Consider the following 23,935-nt stretch of genomic DNA (forward strand, 5'->3'; position numbering starts at 1 on the left):
CTCGGGCCCGGTGACACCACCCCCCAGGTCATCCGTTCGACAGGGGGACACAGTCATGCCGGGCCCGGAGGCCAGCGGCCCTCTTGCAGGACCGCAAAGAACATAACGGGGGCCGCGTCAGTGGCGCGGCACGCCCAGCGGGTTGCCGTCGCGCAGCTCCGGCGGGAGCAGGTGCTGCGGGGTCGACTGGTACGTGACCGGGCGCAGCCAGCGCTCGATCGCGGTCGCGCCGACCGAGGTCGAGGTGGAGGTGGTGGCCGGGTAGGGACCGCCGTGGTGCTGCGCGGCCGCGACCGCCACGCCGGTCGGCCAGCCGTTGACGAGCACGCGGCCGGCCAGCGGCGTCAGCTCGGCGAGCAGGGAGGCGGCGTCCGGGTCCTCGTCGGCCATCTGGAGCGTGGCGGTGAGGTTGCCGGGGAGCAGGGCGAGGACCGCGGTGACCTCGTCCCGGGTGGCGTAGCGGGAGACCACGGTCACCGGTCCGAAGCACTCCTCCAGGAGCGCCTCGTGGCCGCCCGCCAGCAGGTCCGCCGCGTCGACGGTCAGGATGCCCGCGTTGACCGTGTGCTCCCCGCCCGCGCCGGGTGTGACGGGGGCGGTGACGCCCGGGAGTCCGACACGCTCGCTCGTTCCCGAGAGGAACGCGCCCCGCATGCGGTGGTCGAGCATCACACCGGGTTCGGTCCGGCTGACGGCGTCCGTGAGGGCCGACACGAAGCGGTCGCCCGCCTCGCCCGTGGGGGCGAGGACGAAACCGGGCTTGGTGCAGAACTGCCCCTGGCTCATGGTCATGGAGGCCGCGAGCCCGGCACCGATCTCCGCGGCCCGCTGCTCGGCTGCGGTGCCGGTGATCACCACCGGGTTCAGCGAACCGAGTTCGCCGTGGAAGGGGATGGGCACGGGCCGGGCCGCCGCCGCGTCGAAGAGCGCCCGTCCGCCCCGTACGGAACCGGTGAAGCCCGCCGCGGCGACCAGCGGGTGGCGGACGAGCTCGACGCCCGCGTCGAAGCCGTGGACCAGGACGACCACGTCCTCGGGGAGACCGGCCTTGGTGGCGGCCCTGCGCAGCAGCGAGGCGCAGAGCTCGGAGGTGGCGGGGTGGTCGGGGTGGGCCTTGATCACGACCGGGCAGCCGGCGGCGAGCGCGCTGGCGGTGTCGCCGCCGGGGACGGAGAAGGCGAGCGGGAAGTTGCTGGCCGCGTAGACGGCGACGACCCCGAGGGGGATCTTCCAACGGCGCAGATCGGGCCGGGGCGGGGTGGTCGACGGATCGGGCAGATCGACACGTACGTCGAGGAAGGAGCCCTCGTCGACGACGTCCGCGAAGGACCGCAACTGGGCCGTGGTGCGGGCGAGTTCACCGGTGAGCCGGACCGGGCCGAGCGCGGTCTCGGCGTCGGCGGCCTCGATGACCTGCGGCCCCGCCTCGTCGAGGAGGTCGGCTGCGGTGCGGAGCAGCGCGGCCCGCGCCGTACGGTCGGCGAGCGCCTCGCGTGCGGCGGCCGCGGCGCGGACGGCCCGGTCGATCTCGTCCGTCGTGGCCTCCACCGCAACCTGTTCCCGCGGCTTCCCCGTCCGGGGGTCCACACTCCACACTGGTTCAGCTGCCACCGCATGCCCCTCCGTGCGCCCTGTTCGCTATTCTGAACAGAGTTCCTGTAGATGAATCAGGACTCTATTGACGGGCGTGCCGACTCCACAAGAGGCACGGGAAGAGGGGGCGAGGTCAATGTCGACCGACACGGGTGGGGCCCAGGTCAAGTCCGCGGTGCGCACGGTGGAACTGCTCGAGTACTTCGCCGGGCGTCCCGGAATGCACTCGCTGGCCGCCGTCCAGGAGGCTGTCGGCTACCCCAAGTCCAGCCTGTACATGCTGCTGCGCACCCTGGTCGAGCTGGGCTGGGTGGAGACGGACGCGACGGGCACGCGGTACGGCATCGGCGTGCGGGCCCTGCTGGTCGGCACCTCGTACATCGACGGCGACGAGGTGGTGGCCGCCGCACGGCCGACTCTGGACCGGCTCTCCGACGACACGACCGAGACCATCCACATGGCGCGGCTCGACGGCACCAACGTCGTCTACCTGGCGACCCGTCAGTCCCAGCACTATCTGCGGCCGTTCACACGCGTCGGCCGCCGGCTGCCGGCCCACTCGACCTCGCTGGGCAAGGCGCTGCTCGCCACCCACAGCGACGAGCAGGTCCGCAAGCTGCTCCCGGAGACGCTGCCCGCGCTGACCGAGCACACGATCACCGACCGCGAGCAGCTCATCGAGGAGCTGCACCTCGTCCGCGAGCAGGGATACGCGGTGGACCGCGAGGAGAACACCCTCGGGCTGCGCTGCTTCGGCATCGCGATCCCCTACCGGACCCCGGCCCGCGACGCGATCAGCTGCTCGGTGCCGGTGGCCCGGCTGACGCCCGGACACGAGCAGATGATCAAGGACGCGCTCTTCGACGCCCGCGACCGCCTGACGCTGGCGACGCGCCGCCTCTGACCTCCTCACCGGCGCGGGGCGCGGGCCGTCCGGCGGGCGTAGGGGCTTCTCCCCCACGCGGCGGATGCGGTTCGCCGGCGGGCAGGAGGCGCGGGGAGGGACCCGCGCGGGAGCGTGGAGCCATGACGCAGACCGCTCCTCTCCCCACTTCCGCGCCCACCGCGTCCGGCCGGCGGAGCGCCGCCCGCCGGATCCTGCGCGCCCTGGCAGCCGTGGCCTGTCTCCCGTACATCTCGCTGAAGATCGCCTGGGTGGCAGGCAGCGAGATCGGCATCCCGGCCGGCAGCGTGCTCCTGGAGCACCGGACGCTGCTGATCGTCGCCAACTCGGCCTCCGTGGTGATGGACGCCGTGGTGGCCGTCCTCGCCCTGCTCCTCACCCAGCCGTGGGGCCTGCGGGTGCGGGCCTGGCTCCTCGCCTTCCCCATGTGGGCCGCGACCGGGCTGCTCTCACCGATCATGATCGGCTTCCCCGCGCAGCTCGCGGTCTCGCTCGTCACCGGCCCGTCGAAGCCCGCCGCCGACAGCGAACCGTTCCTCGACGGCTGGGTCTTCGGGGTCGTCTACGGCGGTTTCATCGTGCAGGGCCTCGCGCTCGGCACGCTCTTCGTCCTCTACGTACGCGAGCGCTGGGCGCTCGTCTGGCACGGCACCCTGGGCGACCTGCCCACCCGGCTCTGCGGCACCGGTACACGCGTCGCGGCCGTCGTCGCCTCGCTGCTCGCCCTCGCACCCGCCACCGTCCATGTGTTGTGGGCCCTCGGCTCGACGCGCGGGCTCGCTCCGGCGCAGATCGCCCGGCGCGGCGCCGACTTCCACGTACTGGAGGGGATGCGCGCGCTCTTCGTCGCCGTCGCCGCCGTCGGAGTCCTCCTCCTGGTCTTCCGGAGGACCGGCGCGTGGTCGGTCCGTACGACCCTGGCCCTGGCCTGGGTCGGCTCGGGTGGAGTCGGGTGCTGGGGCGCGTACATGCTGCTCGTGACGTTCATGCCGGACACCGATCCCGCCAAGACCTTCACCGGCCTGGCGCAGCTCACCTACGCTGGGGAAATGATCATCGGGTTCCTGCTGGCGGGCTGTGTGGCCGTCTTCCTGCGACGCCGGAGCGCGAGCGCGTGAGACCTCCGTCGGCATCGCTGCTCGGCCGGCGCGCCCGGCTCCGCTGGGTCCATCTGATCCTGGGCGGCGCCCTGTTCATGCCGTACTGGCTGGTCGGCACCGTGGTCGTGGGGTTGCTCACGGGCGAGGGGTCGATGCTCTCGGGCGGTCTCACCGTGCAGTTCGGGGCGTACGCGGTCGGCCTGCCGCTCGTCACTCTCTCCGCGCTCTTCCCGCTGACCCGGCCGATGTCGGTGGCGGCGGCGCGGGCGCTCTGCGGGGTCGAGGGCGGTCGGCTGGCGGACGGACCCGCGCGGGGGCGGAGCGCGAAGGCGCGGACGGCGGGATGGTTCACGCTCCATCTGGGCATCGGCGCGCTGGTCAGCGGGGCGACGCTGGCCCTGCCGCCGTTCGCGGTCACGGTGATGGCGCTGCCGTTCTCGGAGTCGCTCCAGAAGTCGGAGCTGACCTCGTTCTGGGGTCTGGACCGGCCCTGGCTGCAGTGGGCCGCCGTACCGGCCGGGCTGCTGATGCTCCTCGCGCTGACCGCCGTCGCCGCCGGCACGGGGGCCCTCCTCGCCCGGCAGGCGCCGGTGCTGCTCGGGCCGAGTCCGGCGGACCGGCTCGCCGCGGCCGAGCGGCGGGCGGCCGAACTGGCGGTACGCAACCGGCTGGCGCGCGAGCTGCACGACTCCGTGGGCCACTCCCTGAGCGCGGTGACGCTCCAGGCGAGCGCGGCCCGCCGGGTCCTGGACACCGACGTGGAGTTCGTACGCGAGGCCTTGGCGGCGATCGAGGAGACGACGCGGCGCGCGGTCGGCGAACTGGACTCGGTCCTGGGCCTGTTGCGCGAGGGTGAGGACGGCGGGGAGCTGCCCGGACCCCGGCTCGACGCGCTGGACGGGCTGGTGAGAGGCGCCGGGCGGCAGGTGGAACTGACGGTGACCGGGGCCCTCGACCGGGTGCCGGACGCGGTGTCGAGGGAGGCGTACCGGATCGTCCAGGAGGGTTTGACGAACGCGGCACGGTACGCGGGCGGGGAGCGCGTGACGGCGCGGCTCTCCCTGCACGACGACGAGTTGGAGATCACGATGGAGAACCCGCTGCCCGCACGGGCCCCGGTGACCCGCCCCGACGGCGGACGCGGCCTGCGCGGCGTCGCCGAACGCGCACGGCTGCTCGGCGGCACGTCCGAAGCGGGCCGGGTGGCCGGCGTCTGGCGCCTCGCGGTACGCCTGCCGCTGGGGACAGCGAGCGGGCCGAAGGGCGCCGCGGGCGCCGAACGAGAGAACGCGGGCGGGCAGCGAGGAACGAGCGACCGAGCACGTTCGACCGTCGACGCACGCTCGACGGCGCCCGCAGGCGAGCCGAGCGTGAACGAGGAGGGTGGCCGGTGATCCGGGTGGTGCTCGCGGACGACGAGCGGATGGTGCGGACCGCCCTGCGGGTGATCCTCGACGCGGAGCCCGACCTGGAGGTCGTCGGCGAGGCGTCCACGGGGGCCGAGGCCGTGTCGGTGGTGCGTGAGGCGCGGCCGGACGTGGTCCTGATGGATGTGCGCATGCCGGAGATCGACGGGATCCGGGCGACGGAGCAGATCCTGGCCGGGATGGCGGAACCGCCGCGGATCGTGGTCGTGACGACCTTCGAGAACGACGCGTACGTCTATGACGCGCTCCGGGTCGGGGCCGCCGGCTTCCTGCTGAAGCGGGCCGGAGCGGAGGAGCTGGTGGACGCGGTCCGGCTGGTCGCCCGCAGCGACTCGCTGCTCTACCCGGCGGCCGTGCGGGGCCTGGCCGCCGAGCACGCCCGCCGCCGGCCCCCGAAGGCACCGCCCTGGGTGGCCCGGCTGACCGAGCGGGAGGCGCAGGTGCTCCGGCTGGTGGCGACCGGGCTGACGAACGCGGAGATCGCCGGGCGGATGGGGGTCGGTCCGGCGACGGTGAAGACCCATGTGGCGGCGGTCCTGGCCAAGACGGGGGCGCGGGACCGGACACAGGCGGTGATCGTCGCGTACGAGTCGGGTTTCGTGAGCCCGGGATGAGATGAACGTTTCCTGAGAAACGGGACACATCCGGAACGCGGCGCCCCCACTCGCTCGTCCCGCACATGGGATGAACAAGACGATCAGGCGCGCCTCGGCCTTCTCGCTGCTCCTGGTGCTCGCCCTGCTGGGCAGGGCGACCTGGGTGCAGGCGTACGAAGGCAAGGCCCTCGCGAACGACAAGCAGAACCGGCGGCAGGTCATGGCGCAGTACGCGCAGCCGCTCGGGAACATCGTCGTGGCCGGTTCGCCGGTCACGGGCTCGAAGCGGACGGAGGGCGGTGACCTCGCGTACAAGCGCGACCACACCGACGGCGAGCTGTACGCGGCCGTCACCGGGTACAGCTCCCAGGCGTACGGCGCCACCCAGCTGGAGGGCATCTACTCCGACGTCCTGGACGGCACCGACACCCGGCTGAAGAACCCGCTCGACGCCCTCACCGGCAAGCAGCAGGAGCCGGGTGATGTCCTCACGACCATCGACCCGGCCGTCCAGAAGGCCGCGTACGAGGCGCTCGGCGACACGAAGGGCGCGGCCGTCGCCATCGATCCGAAGACCGGCAGGATCCTCGGGATGGTGTCCACCCCCTCGTACGACCCCTCCGCGATCGCCGGTCTGACCGACGGCGCCACCTGGAAGGAGCTGACGGGGGACGAGGACAAGCCGCTGGTCAACCGTGCCCTGAGGCAGCCGCTGCCGCCCGGCTCGACCTTCAAACTGGTCGTCGCGGCGGCCGCCCTGGAAGACGGCCTGTACGGCTCCGTGGACACGGCGACCGACAGCCCGAACCCGTACCGGCTGCCCGGCTCCACGCGCGACCTGGAGAACGAGAACCCCTCCGCGCCCTGTGAGAACGCCACGATCCGCACCGCGCTCCAGTACTCCTGCAACAACGTCTTCGCCAAGATCGCGGTCGATCTCGGCCAGGACAGGGTGAGGGCGATGGCGGAGAAGTTCGGCTTCAACGACGAGGAGCAGGACGTGCCCGTACGCGCCTACGCCAGTGTGTACCCGTCCGGCATGGACAAGGCGCAGACGGCGCTGACCGGAATCGGCCAGTTCGACGTGACGGCGACCCCGCTCCAGATGGCCATGGTGTCCGCGGCGATCGCCAACGACGGGCTCATGGCGGCCCCCCACATGGTCTCGCGGGTGGTGGACTCCGACGGGGACACCCTCGACTCCTTCGAGGACGGGGACACCCGGCGGGTCGTCTCGTCCTCGACGGCGGAGCAGCTGCGCAGCGCGATGGTGACCGTGGTGGACAAGGGCACGGGCTCGAACGCGGCGATCGGCGGCGCCGAGGTGGGCGGCAAGACGGGCACCGCCCAGCACGGCGAGAACAACAGCAGGACGCCGTACGCCTGGTTCACCTCCTACGCGAAGGACGCGGACACCGGCAAGGAGGTCGCGGTCGCGGTGCTGATCGAGGACTCGGGCGCGGCGCGCTCGGAGGTCAGCGGCAACGGCCTGGCGGCCCCGGTGGCCCAGAAGATGATGAAGGCTGCGCTGAAGTGACCTACCGGTCCAGGGGTTTTGCCATGAAAAGGGCGGTCTCGCCCTCGGACTCGGTCCCGGTGTAGAGGGTGGTGTCCAGGCCGCAGAGCCGGAAGCCCATGCGCCGGTAGGCCCGTACCGCCGGGACGTTGACGCTGGTGACCTCCAGCCAGGCGGTGCGGGCGCCGTGCTCGCGGCCGTGGGCGAGGGCGCGGCGCATCAGCTCGCCGCCGATGCCGCGGCCGCGGTGGCCGGGGCCGACGGTGAGCTGGTGGACGACGAGCCGCCGGTTCCACTCCTCCACGCCGACGGCGATGAACCCGACGGGTGTGCCGTCGGCGTCGACGGCCACGATCTCGTGCCGGTCGTCGTCCGGTCCGCCGTCCCCCGGCTCGTCCTCCGGCTCGTCCTCCGCCGGGAAGACCTTGACCAGCGGCGGGTCGACGGCGACGAGCCGCAGCCCGAACCCGACGTCCCCGGAGGCGACTTCGTAGACGTACTCGGTGCTGAAGGAGTCGTCGAGCGCGGCGAGGGCCGATTGGTCGGCAGGCCCCGCGACACGATATGCAAGGTCACGCATGAGCCGAGCATAGTTTCGAACCGCGGAGGACCGCCGTGCGACTGCCCCGTTCAATGTCAGGCTGGACCATGGCCGTCTTCGGACTGCTCGCCGCTGCGCTGGGGGTGGTGGGACTGGTGTCGCCCGATGCCCTGCTCGGACTGATGGGCTTCGACCCCATACCCGGCGCGAGCCGCGCGGACGGGGACCACACCCTGGTCTTCCTGACGGCCTCCTCGATGGCCGCGCTCAACATGGGCGTCTACTACATCCTGGCCGCGCTCGCGGACTGGAAGGCGTTCTTCCGCTGGACGGTTCCGTTCCGGCTCCTCACCTGCGCCGTCTTCACCCTCGCCGTCGTCACCGGCCGCGCCCCGTCCGGCTTCCTCGGCGTGGGCCTGTGGGAGGGCCTGGGCGCCCTGGTGACCTGGGCCGCCCTGCGCCACGAGGACCGGGCGCGCACGAAGGCCGTGGCGTGACCGTTCCCTCTTCCGCGGATCCGGGCCACCCCTAACCTCAGGCGAGCGCCCGCAGGGCCTCCGCCACCAGGGCCAGGTCGGCGTCGGAGGCCAGACCCGCGTGGTAGAGGCGGAGTTCGGTGGCGCCCTCGGCCGCCGCCCGCTCGGCGTCCTCGGCGAGCGTGCCCGGGGAGCCGCCCATGCCCGTCACCACGCCGACGTTGGCCGCGAGGACGGTGTCCGGTCCGGACGCGCGGGCGAAAGGGGCCACGGAGGCGGCCGGGGTGACGACGCCGTCCGCGATCCCGAGGACATGGTCCGGGTCGGTGCCGGCGTTGGCGCCGCAGCGGTACGGGAGCGGGTCCGCGTGGAGCAGGACGCGGAAACCGGGTGCGGCGGCCTCTCGGACGGCGGCGACGGCGGCCTCCTGGAGGGTGCGGGCCGTCCGGGTGCGCCAGGCGAGCACCGCCTCCTCGAAGGCGTCGAGCCCTCGTGCCGGTTCCCCCGCCCACACCGGCTCCAGCGCGCCCCGCACGGCCGCCGCCAGCGCGTCGGGGTCGACGGCCTCCTGCCCGTACCCCTGCCGGCAGGAGGGGCAGAAGCAGAGGGACATCAGATACTGCTCGCGGTCGCCGAGCGCGACACCCGCGGTCTTGTCGTGGGCGTGGAGGTGGGCGAGGCTGTACCAGCCGCAGGCCTCCAGCTCGGTACCGGCCGCCCCGGGCCGTACCGCCGCTTCGACCGCAAGGTCCACCAGATAGGCACGGACGTCCGGTTGGGCGATGCAGGGCGCCCAGGGGTAGCGGTCTCCGTAGCCGTTGACGACCGGGGTGGCCGGATGGTCGGCGCCCAGACGGGAGTTGTGGGCGAGTCGACCCAGCTGTGGACCTCCAGGCCGGTGTCCGCGAGCGCCTGGGCCGCCTCGCCGTAGGCGTCGCCCGGCGCCCACTCGCCCGCCTCGAACGGCCGCAGCCCGCGCCCCGACCAGCGGTCGCCGTCCGGGGGATGGAGCACGGCGGCGTGTTCGGCGGTGACCACGCGGTGCTCGGGGTGCCGGGGCGTCAGGGCGCGGGTGGAGTGGTACGCGGAGGCGAGCGTGACGCTCGCGACGCCCAGGTCCGCGATGCGGCCGGGCGCGGCCGGGTCGCCGACGACGTCCCACGGGTAGACGAAGGTCCCGGTCCTCACGCGTCGCCCCCGAGCAGCGCGCGTCCGCGCTCGATGATCGTGGCGAGTTCCCTCAGATGCTCGGGAGCGGGCTCGCTGAGCGGCGGCCGTACCTCGCCGACGTCCAGGCCTCCCATCCGTACCGCCGCCTTGACGAGGGAGACGGCGTAGCCGCGCCCCTTGGCGCGGAGTTCGACGAGCGGCCGGTAGAAGCCGTCGATCAGCCGTTCCACGGCCGTGTCGTCGCCGGCCGCGAGGGCGCGGTGGAAGGCGAGGGCGATGTCGGGGGCGAAGCAGAAGACGGCCGAGGAGTAGAGGGTGACGCCGATGCCCCGGTAGGCGAGTCCGGTGAGCTCGGCGGTCGGCAGGCCGTTGAAGTAGAGCAGGTCGAGGCCCTCGGATCGTACGGCGCTGATGATGCGCTGCATCAGGTCGAGGTCGCCGAGGCCGTCCTTGAGGCCGATGATCCCGTCGGTCCGGGCGAGGGCGACGGCCGTCCCGGGGGTGAGGATCGCGTTGTCGCGCTGGTAGACGATGACGTCGAGGGAGGTGGCGGCTGCGAGTTCGGTGTAGTGCCGCAGGAGTCCTGCCTGGTCGGCGACGACGAGGTACGGGGGCATGGCGAGGAGCCCGTCCGCGCCCGCTTCCTCGGCCAGCCGCGCGTACCGGACCGCGAGCGCCGTGCCGTATCCGGCGCCGGCGAGGACCGGGACCCGGCCGGCCGACTCCTCCACGGCGGCGGCGACGCAGGCGTGGAACTCCTCGGGGGTCAGGGCGTGGAACTCGCCCGTGCCGCAGCAGGCGAAGACCGCGGCGGCGCCCGCCTCGATGCCCGCGTGGACGTGGGCGCGGAAGAGGTCGAGGTCGACGGTGCCGTCCGGGGCGAAGGGAGTGACGGGGAAGAACAGCAGGCCGTCGAGCCGTTCGGCGAGCGGGGCTGTGGTCACGGGCGCTCCCAGCGAAGTCCGTCGTGCACCGTCATGCACAGTCATGATTACTGTCCATACTCTTGAACAATCTCACGCTAAAGCAGCCCCGGAGCGCGGGTCAAGGCTCAAACCCGGCTCGGCCGGGCGGTCTTGACGGAGTGTGCGCACTCTTGCGCCCTCGCGGGCCCGCTCCCTACCGTGTCCATGGTTGTGAATACGATCCACGGACGGAGACTCCTCGCATGCCCGCACCCCGCACCGTCCTGCTCACCGGCGCCGCCGGTGGTGTCGGCACGCTGATGCGCGCCCTGCTGCCCGCGTACGGATACGAACTCCGCCTGCTCGACGTGGCACCCGTCGACGGCGCGCCGGACGCGATCGTCGCCGATCTCGCGGACCCGGAGGCGCTGCGCGCGGCCGTCCGCGGCGTCGACGCGGTGGTCCATCTCGCCGGCATCTCCCTGGAGGCGGACTTCGAGAAGATCGTGGCCGCGAACATCACCGGCCTGCACCACCTCTACGAGGCCGCACGCCAGGAGGGGGTTGGCCGGATCGTCTTCGCCTCCAGCAACCACGCCGTCGGCTTCACCCCGCGGCCGCGCGAGGACGGCCCGGTGATCCCCGTCGACACCCCGCACCGCCCGGACACCTTCTACGGCCTGTCCAAGTGCTTCGGCGAGGACCTGGCCCAGTTCTACTGGGACAAGCACGGCCTGGAGACCGTCTCGGTAGGGATCGGCTCCTGCTTCCCCGAGCCGACCTCGGTGCGCATGCTGTCGATGTGGCTGAGCCCGGCCGACTGCGCACGACTGCTGCACGCGGCGCTCACCGCCGAGGGCGTGGGGCACACCGTGGTGTACGGCTCCTCCGCCAACACCCGGCTGTGGTGGGACCTCTCCTCCGCGCGGGCACTCGGCTACGAGCCGCGGGACGACTCGGAGCCGTACGCGGAACGGATCATCGCCGAGCAGGGGCTGCCGAAGGAGGACGACCCGGCCCACGCGCACGTGGGCGGCCACTTCTGCACCGAAGCCCCGCGCTGGCCGCACTGACTGCGGGCGGGGACGGTCCTGCACGGGCCCGGCCGGACTTTTGCGGGGGCGCCGGCCGGACCCGGGTCACAGCATGCTTGGCACACGCGACAGAGGGAACGTTACGGCGGCCGCATATGCGGCCGCGATCCGCTGAGCGCGGCGACTGTCCGCGAAACGCGGCGGATCCGGCGAAGGCCCGCTGTCGGGCGGACGCGGGCGCTTCAGCAGGCGCGGACCGTCCGTCGACCGCCGGAGCTCCGACGGGCGCGGCCGACCACGAGCCGTCCCGCCGGCGCCTCAGCGGCCGCCGGCACCTCGCAGCGTCTGCGAGGGCGTCTCCCCGAACCGGGTCCGGTACTGCGCCGCGAACCGGCCGTGGTGCGCGAAACCCCAGCGCCAGGCCACGTCGCTCACGCTCAGCTCCCCTGGCTCCGCGCCCCGCAGTTCCTCATGGACCCGTTCGAGCCGGACCTGACGGACGTACGCCATCGGCGACATACCCACGTACTGCCGGAACGACTCCTGGAGCCGGCGCACGCCCACCCGGGCGAGACCGGCGAGTTCGGTCGTGGTGAAGGGGTGCTCGGGGCGGGCCCGCACGGCGTCCATCGCCCGTTTGACGGGCGCGGGCCGCAGCGGTTCGCCCGGATGGGCCAGCTCGTCGCGCCACGGGTGCTCGGCCGCGAGCAGCAGCCCGTTGAGCAGCGCCTCCTGGAGCGGCACGGCGACCAGCGCGTGATGGGCCAGGCTGTCCCCGGCGAGCGCCTCGCGGGCCACCTGACGGGCGAGGCGCACCCAGCTCAGCCCGGGGCCGCGGGTGGTGTCGAAGCGTGGCGCGAAGGCGAGGCGCCCGCGCGGCGGGCGCCCGAGCAGCCCTTCGAGACGCTCGTGCAGCGCGGCCGCGTCGATCTTGACGGAGAGGGTGCGACAGTCCCCGCTCCAGCGCTCCAGGACAGTGTCCCCGCACGGGTCGAGCAGCACCGCTTCGGCCGCCGTCGCGACCACCGGTGCTGCGCCGCCCTGGCGCAGCTCCATCGTCCCGCCGAGCGGGGCGTTGACGTGGAAGGCCCCGAGCTCCCCGAAACGCATGCGGACGTCCGCCCCGCAGGACAGGTCCCCGATGACCAGCGGCCCGAGGGCGACGGTGTCGAACCGGGCGGCGAAGGGCCGCTCGCGCCGCTCGATGACGTCCATGAAGTTGGCGTAGTACCGCGCGTCGATCTCCTGCCGCGCCTGGTCCACGTCCTGCGTACGAAAAGACCTCCCACCCACGAACGGAAGAATACGATCCGCTCGAATATTCATATGACGGACCTGCCCGGGACGGGCAGGATGCCCGTCATGCCACAGCCTCAGGGATTCAGCTACGAACAGCGCGCGGACGGCACGGTCCTCATCACCCACCGCGGGCGCGCCGCCGGCACCCTGCGCGGCGGCCGCGCGGAGAAGTTCCTGGCGGAGGTGGGTTCGGGGGACGCGCAGCTCGTCATGGCGCGCTGGACGGGCGCGTACAGGTTCGGCAACGAGCGCATGGCCAGGAACCACCCGCGTAACCGGAGTGGCCGAAGGTAGGGAAGGTAAGGGAACGGCAAAGCTGCCTCGCTCGTTAGCCCTGGCATGACCGCTATGACCCCCGGCTCGAACATCCCGCTCACCGCCGCGCGCGTGGCGGTGGACGTCGCCGCTCCGGTACGGCTCGACGTCTCGGGCCTCCTGCTCAGCGCCAACGGCAAAGTCCGCTCGGACGACGACTTCATCTTCTACAACCAGCCGACCGGCCCCGGTGTGACCTACCGCTCCGGCGGCGGCTCGGCTCCGGACGCGATCGTCGTGGACACCGGCGCCGTGCCGCCCGGCATCGAGAAGATCGTCGTCACCGCGAGCCCCGACGCCGCGGGCCAGACCTTCCAGGGCGTGGAGCCCACGGCGACGATCCGCAACGCGGACGACGGCAGCGTCCTCGCCACCTTCACCCCGCCGCAGCTCGGCACGGAGACGGCCCTGGTGGTCGTGGAGATCTACCTGCGCAACGGAGCCTGGAAGGCCCGTGCGGTGGGCCAGGGGTACGCCGACGGGCTGGCGGGCATCGCCACCGACTTCGGCGTCTCCGTCGACGAGGAGCCCGCGGCGGCCGCGCCCGCCGCCGTCCCGGCACCCGCGGCGCCGGTCGCGCCGCCCGCGCCCGCGGACCCGCGGATCACCGCTCCCACGCCTCCCCCGCCGGCCGCTCCCCCGGCCGCTCCGGCGGCCCCCGTCTCCACCGGCAAGATCAACCTGGACAAGGGCCGGGTCAACCTCCAGAAGAACCAGACCGTGTCGCTGGTCAAGGGCGGCCGTCCGCTGCTCTCCCAGGTCAAGATGGGCCTGGGCTGGGAGCCCGCGTACCGCGGCAAGGACATCGACCTCGACGCCTCGGTCATCGCGTACGGCCCCCAGCGCAACCACCTGGACAGCTGCTACTTCGGCAAGCTCTCCATCCTGAGCGGGGCGATCAAGCACTCCGGCGACAACCTGACCGGTGAGGGAGCGGGCGACGACGAGGTCATCGTCGTCGACCTCGGCCGCCTCCCCGCCGACGCCACGGGTCTGGTCTTCACGGTCAACTCGTTCTCGGGCCAGAAGTTCACCGAGGTCGCCAAGGCGTACTGCCGGCTGATCGACGCGGCGACGGGCGAGGAGCTGGTCCGCTTCGACCTGACCACGGCCGAGCCGCAGACGGGCGTGATGATGGCCAAGCTCATCAAGCAGTTCAGCGGCGAGTGGGAGATGACGGCGATGGGCGAGTTCGTGAAGTCGCGGACCGTCCGGGGCATGGTGAAGCCCGCCGCCCAGGCGCTCTGACGACCCCGGACACGCACAAGGGCCCGCCGGTCACCCGGCGGGCCCTTCCGTCGTCCGTCGTTCCGTCGTAGCGGCGTCGCTGGTCAGCGGCGCGGCTGGCGGCGCCACGGGCCGGTGATGGCGACCATGATGCCCGGGTCCTGGATGCTGGCGTAGAGGGTGTCGCCGTCGGGCGAGAAGACGACGCCGGCGAACTCGCTGTCGTTCAGGTCGTTGCGGGCGATCGGGTAGGTACGCCCGCGCTCGGTGGCGCCGAAGAGGTGCTGGACGCCCTCGCCGTCCTCGGCGATGACGAGACCGCCGTACGGGGAGACGGTGATGTTGTCCGGCCCGTCGTAGGCGCCGTCCTCGTCCGGGTTCGCGTTGACACCCAGAAGCACCTGGAGGGTCAGGGTGCGGCGCTTGGGGTCGTAGAACCAGACCTGGCCGTCGTGCGCGGCGCCGGGGCTCTCGTCACGGGCGTACGAGGAGACGATGTACGCGCCGCCGTCGGCCCACCACATGCCCTCCAGCTTGCGGGCGCGGGTGACCTCGTCGGGGCCGAACTGCTCGCGGACCTCGACCTCGCGGCCGTCGCGGTCGGGGACGTCCAGCCAGTCCACGCCGTAGACCGTGCCGATCCGGGTGGCGCGGGAGAGGTCGTCGACGAAGCGGCCGCCGGAGTCGATGCAGCGGGGCGCCTGGAGGACGCCGGCGTCGTCGGCGAGGGTGCGGAGCTTGCCGCGGCCGTGCTCGAAGCCCTTCGGCGGCACCCAGCGGAAGAAGAGGCCGTTGGGCTTGGAAGCGTCCTCGGTGAGGTAGGCGTGGCCGCGCTGGGGATCGATGACTACGGCCTCGTGGTCGTAGCGGCCGAACGCCTTGATGGGCTTGGGGTCGCGGTTGGCGCGGCGGTCGCGAGGATCGACCTCGAAGACGTAGCCGTGGTCCTTGGTCATGCCGTTCTCGCCGGCACGGTCGGAGTTCTCCTCGCAGGTGAGCCAGGTGCCCCAGGAGGTGCGGCCACCGGCGCAGTTGGTGGAGGTGCCCGCGATGCCGACCCACTCGGCGACGGTGCCGTCGCGGTGCACCTCGACGACGGTGCAGCCGCCGGACGCGGCGGGGTCGTAGACGAGGCCTTCGGTGAGCGGGACCGGATGCTTCCAGCCGGAGCGCTTGCCCTTGAGCTCGTGGTTGTTGACCAGGAGCGTGGTGCCGCGCGGGCCCGCGAAGGTGGCGGTGCCGTCGTGCTTCTGCGGAGTGAACTCGCCGGACTCCAGCTTGGTGACACCGCTGTGGGTGATGACGCGGTACGTGAAGCCTGCGGGGAGGGCGAGCATGCCGGCGGGGTCCTCGACGAGGGGTCCGTAGCCGAGCCGGTGCCGGTTGCCCGAGGCCGCGAGGTCGTCGGCGCGTTCGTCGAGCCGGTCGTCCGCGGTGGCGAGCGCCTCGGGTGCGGTGGCGAGCGCGGCGACCGAGCCGGTCAGGACGAGCCCGGCTCCGGCGGCGGTGGAGTGCTTGGCGAACTCTCTGCGGTTGAGGGGCATGGCGTGTTCGTCTCCCTGTCGTCACCCGATGTCGGGCACACGGTCCCGCCCACGCACGAACGACAGTTGAACGGGGAGACGCCCCCCGATGAACTGCACCCCGGCGAGGGGCACGCGGACGGCCGCCGCCCTCGGCGGACCGCCGGACGTCCCGTCGCGCGGGCCCGGTCCGCCGGGCCGTGCGACGGCCGCCGAGCGCCGCACGGAGCGGCCCCGCGAGCGCCCGTACCGGGCCGGGCGGCCCGCTCGACGACCGCGCAACACCTCACGCCGTCGGCGGACGCACGCGCCCTACGGCCCGCGCTGCGCGCCCGCGCCCGGCACCGCGCCCCGCGCCTGCCCCCCCGAATGCCGCGCCCCCCACCCCGCGCCGTCGGAGGCCGCTCACGAACCCGCGCGGGACCTCGCCTTGAAGGCCGCCTTGCGGGCTTCCTTGGCGGCGGTCTTGTCGGGGTGGAGTCGGCCCATGGCCTCCAGGACCTCGGCCGTCGCCGGGTGTTCCACGCGCCAGGCCGCGTCGAAGAAGCCGCCGTGCCGGCCGGTCAGCCCCTCGATCAGCTCACGGAGCTCGTCCAGCTCCCCCCGGGCGTCAAGCTGCGCCGCGATCGTGTCGATCGCCAGCCAGAAGATCATCGACTCCGACGGCGCCGGCACGTCCGCGGCCCCCCGCTCCGCGAGCCAGACCCGGGCGAGCCCGCCCAGTTCGGCGTCGTCGAGGACCTCCCGTACCGCGGGCTCGGCGTCCGCGCCCACGAGGGAGAGCGCCTGCTGGCAGTGGAGCCGGCGCAGCGGCGAGCCGGGATCGGCGCCGCGCGCCGCGGCGAGCAGGTCCCGCGCCGCGCTCACGGCGTCCCGCCCGGCAAGCCAGCCCACGGTCTCGGCGCGGGCCGCCGCCTCGGGGTAGACCGCGAGCCCGTCGAGGAGCACGTCCGCCCCCTTGTCGGCCAGTTCGCCGACGGCCGGGGCGTCGACGCCCGCCTCCAGCATCCGGGCCCGTACGCCGTAGAGCCCGAGCGGCGTCAGCCGGACCATGCCGTACCGGGTGACGTCCTCGTCGTCGACCTCGTCGATCCGCCCGGTGGGCTCCTCGCCCTCCTCGACCATCAGCGCCTCGTCGACGGGCTGGTACTCGACGAGCCCGATCGGTTCGAGCAGCCGGAACTGCTCGTCGAGGCGCATCATCGCCTCCGAGACCTGCTCCAGGACGTCGTCGGTCGGCTCGCCCATGCCGTCCGGGACGATCATCGACGCGGCGAGCGCCGGCAGCGGCACCGGACCCTCGCCCGGTCCGCCCTCGCCGACCGTCAGCAGGTAGAGGTTGCCGAGCACGCCCTCCAGGAACTCGGCCTCTTCCTCCGGGTTCCAGTCGAGCAGCTCGAAGTCGATCTCGCCGTCCTCGCCGATGACGTCCGCCAGGTCGTCGAGGACGGGCGCGGTGGCGTCGGCGAAGACGACGTCCAGGCCGTCGAGCCAGATGCCGAGGACGTCGAGCGGGGCGCCGCCGGTGAGGAGGCCGAGGTTCTCGCCCGGGGTGACCGCGCCCGGGGTGTCGTCGTCGCCGTCCTCGACCTCGACGAGCCCGGTGTCGACCGCGAGGCGCCATGCCTCGCTCGCGTACGCCGGGCCGTCCTCGTCCGATGTGATCCCCAACACTTCTGCGGCGGCAGGCAGTTGCTCGTCGAGGAGTTCGCCGCCAGCGCCGACCCTGGTCTCGGGCCCGGCCCAGCGGGCGAGTCGGGCCGCCCGCGCCAGCAGGGGCGCGGCCAGGGCATCCCTCGCCAGCTCCGCGTCCGAGTGCAGCTGAACGGGGGGCAGGGTGGGGCGGTCCGGTGCCATCTGGGGTCTTCTCCTCGAAGGTCCTGCGAGTCTGGGGGAGCCGGTCGTGCGGTCGGCGAACGGACTTCAGCGTAGACGCATTTCCCGTCCGGCCCGCCGGTTCACCGAGGCGTCAGCCTTCGTACACCCGTCGACTCTTGACAAGTCCACCGCTCAGCCAAGAGATTGACGCGCGTAGATACATCGACCGTTCATCCAAGTGCCTCCGGAGCCCCCTGATGCCTTCCTCCATACCGAGATCCGCGGCCGTGGCCGCCGTCGTGTCGGCCGCTCTCGCGGCCGGACTCCTCGCCGGCTCCACCGCCTCGGCGGACACCTCGACGGAGACCACCGCCGATGTCCGTATCCACGACATCCAGGGCACCACCCGCGTCTCACCCCTCGTCGGCACCCAGGTCACCGGCGTCACGGGCATCGTGACCGGTGTGCGGACCTACGGTTCGCGCGGATTCTGGATCCAGGACCCGCAGCCCGACGACAACCCGGCCACCAGCGAAGGCCTGTTCGTCTTCACGAGCTCGTCGCCGACCGTCGCGGTCGGCGACGCCGTCAGCGTCAACGGCACGGTCGGCGAGTACGTCCCCGGGGGCCTGAACTCCGGCAACCAGTCGCTGACGCAGATCTCCAGGCCCACGGTCACCGTGGTCTCGCAGGGCAACCCGGTCCCGGCCCCCGTGACGATCTCGGCCTGGTCCGTACCCCACGCGTACGCGCCCGAGGGCGACGCGGCGGCGGCCGGCTCCATCAACGGCCTCACCCTGAAGCCGAGGCGCTTCGCCCTGGACTACTACGAGTCCCTGGAGGGCACCAACGTCCGCGTGGGGACCTCGCGCGTCGTGGGCGCCTCCAACGCGTACGCGGAGCTGTGGGTGACGGTGAAGCCGTGGGAGAACCGCACCTGGCGCGGTGGCACCGTCTACGGCTCCTACACCTCGCAGAACTCCGGTCGCCTCAAGGTCCAGTCGCTGACCCCGCTCGCCCAGCAGCCCTTCCCGACGGCGAACGTCGGCGACGTGCTCGCCGGTTCGACCGAGGGCCCGCTGGACTTCAACCAGCACGGTGGCTACACGGTCACGGCCCGCACCATGGGCACGGTCGTCGACCGCGGCCTGGAGCGCGAGACCACGGACAAGCAGCACAAGAACGAGCTGGCGGTCGCGACGTACAACGTCGAGAACCTCGACCCGTCCGACCCGCAGGAGAAGTTCGACGCGCTGGCCGCGGCCGTGGTGAAGAACCTGGCCTCGCCCGACATCCTCGCCCTGGAGGAGATCCAGGACAACAGCGGCGCCAAGAACGACGGCACGGTCGCCGCCGACCAGACGCTGAAGAAGTTCACCGACGCCATCGTGGCGGCGGGCGGACCGGCGTACGAGTGGCGCTCGGTCGACCCGGAGAACAACAAGGACGGCGGCCAGCCCGGCGGCAACATCCGCCAGGCCTTCCTCTTCAACCCGGAGCGCGTCTCGTTCACCGACCGCGCCGGCGGCGACGCGACCACCGCGACGGATGCGGTGCGCGGTGAGGACGGCCGCCCGGAGCTGACCTTCTCCCCCGGACGGATCGACCCGGCGAACGAAGCGGCGTGGGAGAACAGCCGCAAGCCGCTGGCGGGCGAGTTCACCTTCCGTGGCCGCACGGTCTTCGTGGTCGCCAACCACTTCGGCTCCAAGGGCGGTGACGAGTCCCTGACCTCGCACCACCAGCCGCCGGTCCGCTCCTCCGAGGCCCAGCGCCTGCTCCAGGCGCAGTCCGTCAACGCCTTCGTGAAGGACGTGCTCTCGATCCGGAAGCACGCCGACGTCGTCGTCCTCGGCGACATCAACGACTTCGAGTTCTCGGAGACGACGAAGGCGCTGACGGACGGCGGGGTGCTCTACCCGGCGGTGAAGTCCCTGCCGCGCAGCGAGCGCTACTCGTACGTCTTCCAGGGCAACAGCCAGGTTCTCGACCAGATCCTGACCAGCCCGGGGATCGGCCACTTCGAGTACGACAGCGTCCACATCAACGCGGAGTTCGCGGACCAGAACAGCGACCACGACCCGCAGGTCCTGCGCTTCCGCCCGTGATGCCGCTCGCTACGCGCCCGCGCCGAGACTCAGCGCGGGCGCGTAGCGCCGCACACCGCCGCCCACCACGCCCGCGTACGTCCGTACCTTCGCCCACTGCGGGGTCGACGAGCCGATCCCGTCCCCGGGCCGGGCGAGCGCCTCGATGTGGGCCTGCTCGCTCTCCCACTCCGCGTAGTTGAGGATCCTGGTCCCGTCGGTGGAGAGGTGGAAGTGGCCCGAGATCCCGCCGGGCGCGGGTGCCGGGTCGGTCTCCAGCGCCTCGAAGACCCCGTCCACCCAGTCGCGCTGCCGGGCGGCGTCCGGCGCGTCGAACTCCACGTCGACGATGACGACACAGCCGGGAATCCTGGTATCGGCAGGCCCGGTGGACCGGTACGGAGGCGCGTACCGGTGGAGCTCGACGCGCTCGATGCCGGGCACGGCCGCGTCGATCTCGGCGTTCCGGTCGTCGCGGAAGGTGCGGACGAAGTCCTGGTACGTCTCCTCGCTCGTCCACTGCGAGTAGTGGAGCAGGGTGTCCCCGTCGGTGCCGATGTACACCGAGTACGAGAGCAGCCCGACGTCCGGCCAGTCCCGGCTCTCCCACACCTTGGCGATGGCGTCGACGGCGGCCGCCTGCCGCGCGGGCGTACCGACCCGCCACGTACTGGCGAGGACGAGTCCCACCCCGGGGCGGCGCAGGTCCGGGCGGGCATCGGGCTGAGCAACGGCGTTCATGGGACGGCCTCCTGTCGTCGGCGCCCCCAGTGTTCGACCTCAACCTTGCTTGAGGTCAAGCCTCGCGCCCGTGCGACACTTCGGACACGATCCTCCGCCCCGCCGCCCGCGCCGTCCTCGCCGAGCGGGCCCTGATCGAGGCGGTACGGATCAGGGCCGACCGGCGGGGCGGCGGACTCGGGCGGGAACTGATGCGACAGGCGGTGGAGCGGGCGCGGGGGCGTGGCTGCGGACTCGTCCAGCTGACCAGCGACAAGCGTCGGTCGGAGGCTCACCGGTTCTGCGGAGCGCTGGGCTTCGCCCGAAGCCGCGACGGCTTCAAGCTCACGCTCCGACGCGGGATCAGCCCGGCATCCGGACCAGGATCAGCCCGACAGCCGACCGGGCTCGGCCCGGCAGATGGCCTCCGCCGTCGGCGAAGACCCTTCAGCGAAGCTTACCCCTCACCCGAAGAAGAACTAAGTGGACCTTCAGCGTCAAGGACCGCAGACTTCCCGGATGAGCACTGAACACCCCTTCGGCCGGGCCCTCTGCGCGATGATCACCCCGTTCACCGCAACCGGCGGGCTGGATCTCGACGTCGCCCGCGAGCACGCCGCCCATCTGATCTCCGAGGGCTGCGACGGCCTCGTCCTCAACGGCACCACCGGCGAGTCCCCGACCACCACGGACGCCGAGAAGAGGGCACTGATCGAGGCGGTCCGCGAGGCCGTCGGCCCCGGTCCGGCCGTCGTCGCGGGCGTGGGCACCTCGGACACCCGCCACACCGTCGAGCTGGCGCGCGAGGCCGAGAAGGCGGGCGCGGACGGGCTCCTGGTCGTCACCCCGTACTACAGCCGCCCGCCGCAGGCCGCCGTCGAGGCGCACTTCCTGAAGGTCGCCGACGCGACCGGCCTGCCGGTGATGCTGTACGACATCCCCGGCCGCACGGGCACCCGGATCGAGCCGGAGACGATGCTGCGGCTCGCCGGCCACCCGAGGATCGTCGCCGTCAAGGACTGCGCCTACGACCTGCTCGGCTCCACCAAGGTGATCGCCCGCACCTCGCTCGCGTACTACTCCGGCTGCGAGGAGCTCAACCTCCCGCTGTACGCCGTGGGCGGCGCCGGATACGTCAGCACGGTGGCCAACGTGGTGCCCCGTCAGATGCGGGCCGTGCTCGACTCCTTCGACGCCGGCGACACAGTCGAGGCCGCCCGGCTCAACGCCCTCACCCTCCCGCTCGCCGAGCTGATGATGGCCTCCGGCCTGCCCGGCACGGTGACGGCCAAGGCGCTCCTGGGCGACTTCGTCCGGGAACCGCTGCAGCCCGCCGACCTGGAGACGGTCGACGGGCTGCGGGCGGCGTACGAGGATCTGGTTCAGTCGAACACGTAGGTGGTGCCGAACAGCGCCGCGTGTTCGAGGACGTCCTCCAGCGGGTCGTCGATCTGACCGGTGTGGAGGGTGAGGCTCGGACCGTTCGAGACGTACGGACCGTTGTGCGTCCGTGTGTGCGTCTCGTCCGCGGAGGCGACCGCGGCCGGCAGGAGCGCCGCCGCCACGGTCAGCGCCCCGACGATGATGGGCCTCGTCCTCATGTCGACTCCTCGCCTTGTCTGCTCGTGTGACCACTTCATCCTGTTAACGCAGTGTCACACGACCAGGTCACGGCCTCAGTTGTGGCTGTGGAGGATCTCGTTGAGTCCGCCCCACACCGCGTTGTTCGGGCGGGCCTCGACGGCGCCGGTCACCGAGTTGCGGCGGAAGAGGATGTTGTCGCCGCCGGACAGGTCGCGGGCCTTGACGATCTCGCCGTCGGGCATCGTGACGCGCGTACCGGCGGTGACGTAGAGCCCGGCCTCGACGACGCACTCGTCGCCGAGCGCGATGCCGACGCCCGCCTCGGCGCCGATGAGGCAGCGCTCTCCGATGGAGATGATGACGTTGCCGCCGCCGGAGAGGGTGCCCATGGTGGAGGCGCCGCCGCCGATGTCGGAGCCGTCGCCGACGACGACACCGGCCGAGATACGGCCCTCGACCATCGAGGTGCCCAGCGTGCCGGCGTTGAAGTTGACGAAGCCCTCGTGCATGACGGTCGTACCGGCGGCGAGGTGCGCGCCCAGGCGGACGCGGTCGGCGTCGGCGATCCGGACGCCGGCGGGGACGACGTAGTCGGTCATCCGCGGGAACTTGTCGATCGAGGTCACCTGGAGGTGCAGGCCCTCGGCGCGCGCGTTGAGGCGGACCTTCTCGACGTCGTCGACGGCGACCGGGCCGAGCGAGGTCCAGGCGACGTTGGCGAGCAGGCCGAAGACGCCGTCGAGGCTCTGGCCGTGCGGCTTGACCAGCCGGTGGCTGAGCAGGTGCAGACGCAGGTACGCGTCGTGGGCGTCGAGCGGCTTGTCGTCGAGCGAGGAGATGACGGTACGGACCGCGACCACCTCGACGCCACGGCGGGCGTCCACGCCGAGGGCCTTGGCGGCGCCCTCACCGAGGGCGTTGACGGCGGCGTCGGGGGTGAGCCGCTCGGTACCGGCGGGCCCGGGCGCGTCGGTCAGCTCGGGGGCGGGGAACCAGGTGTCGAGAACGGTGCCGTCACCGGCGATGGTGGCGAGGCCGGCGGCGACGGCGCCGGTGGTGCGAGGAGCAGTGGTCATGCGGAAAACCTAACGTTCGGGGCCCCGCCCGGGCCAACCGGTCTCAGGTGTCGGTCGAGCGTCCCGGCGGATCCGCCAACCCCCGCGCCGCGGCCCTCGTCGGATCACCCGGCAGGAGACGCGCCAGCATCTCGCGGGCGTACTCCTTGTCGTACGTCCCGTCCGTCAGCAGGACCTGGAGACAGATGCCGTCCATGAGCGCGACCAGCGCGCGGGCCGTCGTGGAGTCCGTCCGCCGGGACAGGGCCCGGGTGACGGCGTCCGTCCACTCCGCGGCGACCGGCCTCAGCGCGGGGCGGCGGAGCGCGGCGAGGTAGAGCTCGTACTCCAGCTCCACCCCCGTCCGCGCGCCGCCGATCCACTCCCCCATCAGCCCGGCGAGGGCGGCGGCGAGGTCGGTGTCCGGGTCGGCGAGCGCCGGGCTCTCGCGCAGCCGCCGGCCGAAGCCCTCGTTGGCCTGGCGCAGCGCGGCGACGAGGAGTTCGTCGAGGGAGGCGAAGTGGTACGTCGTGGAGCCGAGCGGCACGTCCGCCTCGGCCGCGACCGTACGGTGACTGAGCCCGCCGATGCCCCGGGCGCCGACCACGCGGAGCGCGGCGTCGACGATCCGCTGCCGCCGCTCGGGGTCGTGGCGGCGGGGGCGGGCCATCAGTGCGCGCCCCCCATGTTGAGCACCAGGACGCCGGCGATGATCAGGAGGACCCCGGCGGCCTTGGCGACGCTGAGCGTCTCGTTCATGAAGAGGATGCCGATGACGGCGACGGCGGCGGTGCCCACGCCGGACCATATCGCGTAGGCCGTGCCGACCTGGAGGGTCTTGAGCGCCTGGGCGAGCAGGGCGAAGGCGACCAGATAGCCGACGCCCGTGACGACGGAGGGCCAGAGCCTGGAGAAGCCCTCGCTGTACTTCATCGAGACCGTCGCGATGATCTCCGCCGTGATGGCGCCCGCCAGCAGCCCGTATCCCATGCGTACCATCGTACAGAACGCTGTGTACGGTCGTACGCAAAGCCTGCCGCTACCG

The 23,935-nt window shown here is 72.6% G+C and carries 23 protein-coding genes and 1 pseudogene; 12 read left to right on the plus strand and 12 right to left on the minus strand.

The window, feature by feature from the left end; genetic code table 11:
- Positions 1-117: 117 nt before the first annotated feature.
- Positions 118-1,611, minus strand: coding sequence for an aldehyde dehydrogenase (NADP(+)) (locus ACFUJR_RS20960; protein WP_383178542.1), 1,494 nt, complete (start codon positions 1,609-1,611; stop codon positions 118-120).
- 118 nt (positions 1,612-1,729) lie between these two features.
- On the opposite strand from ACFUJR_RS20960, the gene ACFUJR_RS20965 reads away from it, so the two are divergent.
- The 5 genes from ACFUJR_RS20965 (at position 1,730) to ACFUJR_RS20985 (ending at position 7,157) form a co-directional block, all read left to right on the plus strand.
- Entirely contained in the window at positions 1,730-2,497 is a 768-nt protein-coding gene (locus ACFUJR_RS20965) for an IclR family transcriptional regulator (RefSeq protein ID WP_383178539.1), read from the plus strand.
- A 122-nt stretch (positions 2,498-2,619) separates the two neighbouring features.
- On the plus strand, positions 2,620-3,615 hold the full coding sequence (locus ACFUJR_RS20970; protein WP_383178536.1) for a hypothetical protein: 996 nt from the start codon (positions 2,620-2,622) through the stop codon (positions 3,613-3,615).
- Positions 3,612-4,991: a sensor histidine kinase gene (locus ACFUJR_RS20975; RefSeq protein ID WP_383178533.1), complete on the plus strand. Its 1,380-nt coding sequence runs from the start codon at positions 3,612-3,614 to the stop codon at positions 4,989-4,991. The genes ACFUJR_RS20970 and ACFUJR_RS20975 overlap by 4 nt, the downstream gene beginning before the upstream one ends.
- Positions 4,991-5,638 carry a response regulator gene (locus ACFUJR_RS20980; RefSeq protein ID WP_383178545.1) on the plus strand — a complete coding sequence of 216 codons (648 nt, stop codon included), beginning with the start codon at positions 4,991-4,993 and terminating at the stop codon, positions 5,636-5,638. Before ACFUJR_RS20975 ends, ACFUJR_RS20980 begins: the two co-directional genes overlap by 1 nt.
- Positions 5,639-5,708: 70 nt before the next feature.
- Positions 5,709-7,157: a peptidoglycan D,D-transpeptidase FtsI family protein gene (locus ACFUJR_RS20985; RefSeq protein WP_383178530.1), complete on the plus strand. Its 1,449-nt coding sequence runs from the start codon at positions 5,709-5,711 to the stop codon at positions 7,155-7,157.
- A 1-nt stretch (position 7,158) separates the two neighbouring features.
- Here ACFUJR_RS20985 and ACFUJR_RS20990 read toward each other — a convergent pair whose 3' ends face one another.
- Positions 7,159-7,716 (minus strand): GNAT family N-acetyltransferase, encoded by a 558-nt coding sequence (locus ACFUJR_RS20990; RefSeq protein WP_383178527.1) that lies wholly within the window; start codon positions 7,714-7,716, stop codon positions 7,159-7,161.
- Positions 7,717-7,784: 68 nt separating this feature from the next.
- On the opposite strand from ACFUJR_RS20990, the gene ACFUJR_RS20995 reads away from it, so the two are divergent.
- Positions 7,785-8,174 (plus strand): hypothetical protein, encoded by a 390-nt coding sequence (locus ACFUJR_RS20995; RefSeq protein WP_383178524.1) that lies wholly within the window; start codon positions 7,785-7,787, stop codon positions 8,172-8,174.
- 37 nt (positions 8,175-8,211) lie between these two features.
- On the opposite strand, the pseudogene ACFUJR_RS21000 reads toward ACFUJR_RS20995, so the two are convergent.
- Positions 8,212-9,341: pseudogene (locus tag ACFUJR_RS21000) on the minus strand (hypothetical protein).
- Positions 9,338-10,267 carry a 5-dehydro-4-deoxyglucarate dehydratase gene (locus ACFUJR_RS21005; protein ID WP_383178521.1) on the minus strand — a complete coding sequence of 310 codons (930 nt, stop codon included), beginning with the start codon at positions 10,265-10,267 and terminating at the stop codon, positions 9,338-9,340. The pseudogene ACFUJR_RS21000 and the gene ACFUJR_RS21005 overlap by 4 nt, the downstream one beginning before the upstream one ends.
- Before the next feature lie 224 nt (positions 10,268-10,491).
- Here ACFUJR_RS21005 and ACFUJR_RS21010 point away from each other — a divergent pair, with 224 nt between their 5' ends.
- On the plus strand, positions 10,492-11,301 hold the full coding sequence (locus ACFUJR_RS21010) for an NAD-dependent epimerase/dehydratase family protein (RefSeq protein WP_383178518.1): 810 nt from the start codon (positions 10,492-10,494) through the stop codon (positions 11,299-11,301).
- A gap of 279 nt (positions 11,302-11,580) precedes the next feature.
- On the opposite strand, the gene ACFUJR_RS21015 is transcribed toward ACFUJR_RS21010, so the two are convergent.
- Positions 11,581-12,555: an AraC family transcriptional regulator gene (locus ACFUJR_RS21015; protein WP_383163767.1), complete on the minus strand. Its 975-nt coding sequence runs from the start codon at positions 12,553-12,555 to the stop codon at positions 11,581-11,583.
- Positions 12,556-12,624: 69 nt separating this feature from the next.
- On the opposite strand from ACFUJR_RS21015, the gene ACFUJR_RS21020 reads away from it, so the two are divergent.
- Complete coding sequence (locus tag ACFUJR_RS21020) at positions 12,625-12,855, plus strand: hypothetical protein (protein ID WP_383163770.1); 231 nt, start codon at positions 12,625-12,627, stop codon at positions 12,853-12,855.
- 45 nt (positions 12,856-12,900) lie between these two features.
- On the plus strand, positions 12,901-14,124 hold the full coding sequence (locus tag ACFUJR_RS21025) for a TerD family protein (protein WP_383163773.1): 1,224 nt from the start codon (positions 12,901-12,903) through the stop codon (positions 14,122-14,124).
- A gap of 83 nt (positions 14,125-14,207) precedes the next feature.
- Here ACFUJR_RS21025 and ACFUJR_RS21030 read toward each other — a convergent pair whose 3' ends face one another.
- Complete coding sequence (locus tag ACFUJR_RS21030; RefSeq protein WP_383163775.1) at positions 14,208-15,647, minus strand: alkaline phosphatase PhoX; 1,440 nt, start codon at positions 15,645-15,647, stop codon at positions 14,208-14,210.
- Between the two features lie 384 nt (positions 15,648-16,031).
- Positions 16,032-17,483, minus strand: a complete 1,452-nt coding sequence (locus ACFUJR_RS21035; RefSeq protein ID WP_383163778.1) for a hypothetical protein — start codon at positions 17,481-17,483, stop codon at positions 16,032-16,034.
- A 218-nt stretch (positions 17,484-17,701) separates the two neighbouring features.
- Here ACFUJR_RS21035 and ACFUJR_RS21040 point away from each other — a divergent pair, with 218 nt between their 5' ends.
- Positions 17,702-19,552: an endonuclease/exonuclease/phosphatase family protein gene (locus ACFUJR_RS21040; protein ID WP_383163781.1), complete on the plus strand. Its 1,851-nt coding sequence runs from the start codon at positions 17,702-17,704 to the stop codon at positions 19,550-19,552.
- Positions 19,553-19,561: 9 nt separating this feature from the next.
- Here ACFUJR_RS21040 and ACFUJR_RS21045 read toward each other — a convergent pair whose 3' ends face one another.
- Positions 19,562-20,272: an antibiotic biosynthesis monooxygenase gene (locus ACFUJR_RS21045; protein ID WP_383163784.1), complete on the minus strand. Its 711-nt coding sequence runs from the start codon at positions 20,270-20,272 to the stop codon at positions 19,562-19,564.
- A gap of 134 nt (positions 20,273-20,406) precedes the next feature.
- Between ACFUJR_RS21045 and ACFUJR_RS21050 the strand changes: the two genes are divergently transcribed.
- Both ACFUJR_RS21050 and dapA read left to right on the plus strand, forming a co-directional pair.
- Positions 20,407-20,781: a GNAT family N-acetyltransferase gene (locus tag ACFUJR_RS21050; protein WP_383163954.1), complete on the plus strand. Its 375-nt coding sequence runs from the start codon at positions 20,407-20,409 to the stop codon at positions 20,779-20,781.
- Positions 20,771-21,649: a 4-hydroxy-tetrahydrodipicolinate synthase gene (dapA, locus tag ACFUJR_RS21055; protein WP_383163787.1), complete on the plus strand. Its 879-nt coding sequence runs from the start codon at positions 20,771-20,773 to the stop codon at positions 21,647-21,649. The genes ACFUJR_RS21050 and dapA overlap by 11 nt, the downstream gene beginning before the upstream one ends.
- On the opposite strand, the gene ACFUJR_RS21060 is transcribed toward dapA, so the two are convergent.
- The 4 genes from ACFUJR_RS21060 to ACFUJR_RS21075 all read right to left on the minus strand — a co-directional run bounded on the left by ACFUJR_RS21060 (position 21,634) and on the right by ACFUJR_RS21075 (position 23,880).
- Complete coding sequence (locus tag ACFUJR_RS21060; protein WP_383163790.1) at positions 21,634-21,852, minus strand: hypothetical protein; 219 nt, start codon at positions 21,850-21,852, stop codon at positions 21,634-21,636. The genes dapA and ACFUJR_RS21060 overlap by 16 nt on opposite strands.
- 75 nt (positions 21,853-21,927) lie before the next feature.
- Positions 21,928-22,911, minus strand: a complete 984-nt coding sequence (dapD, locus tag ACFUJR_RS21065; protein ID WP_383163792.1) for a 2,3,4,5-tetrahydropyridine-2,6-dicarboxylate N-succinyltransferase — start codon at positions 22,909-22,911, stop codon at positions 21,928-21,930.
- Positions 22,912-22,954: 43 nt separating this feature from the next.
- Positions 22,955-23,560 (minus strand): TetR/AcrR family transcriptional regulator, encoded by a 606-nt coding sequence (locus ACFUJR_RS21070; protein WP_383163795.1) that lies wholly within the window; start codon positions 23,558-23,560, stop codon positions 22,955-22,957.
- Positions 23,560-23,880 carry a DMT family transporter gene (locus tag ACFUJR_RS21075; protein WP_383163798.1) on the minus strand — a complete coding sequence of 107 codons (321 nt, stop codon included), beginning with the start codon at positions 23,878-23,880 and terminating at the stop codon, positions 23,560-23,562. Before ACFUJR_RS21075 ends, ACFUJR_RS21070 begins: the two co-directional genes overlap by 1 nt.
- Positions 23,881-23,935 lie beyond the last annotated feature (55 nt).

Origin of the sequence: Streptomyces sp. NPDC057271 (assembly GCF_042668715.1) — a bacterium.
GTDB lineage: Bacteria > Actinomycetota > Actinomycetes > Streptomycetales > Streptomycetaceae > Streptomyces.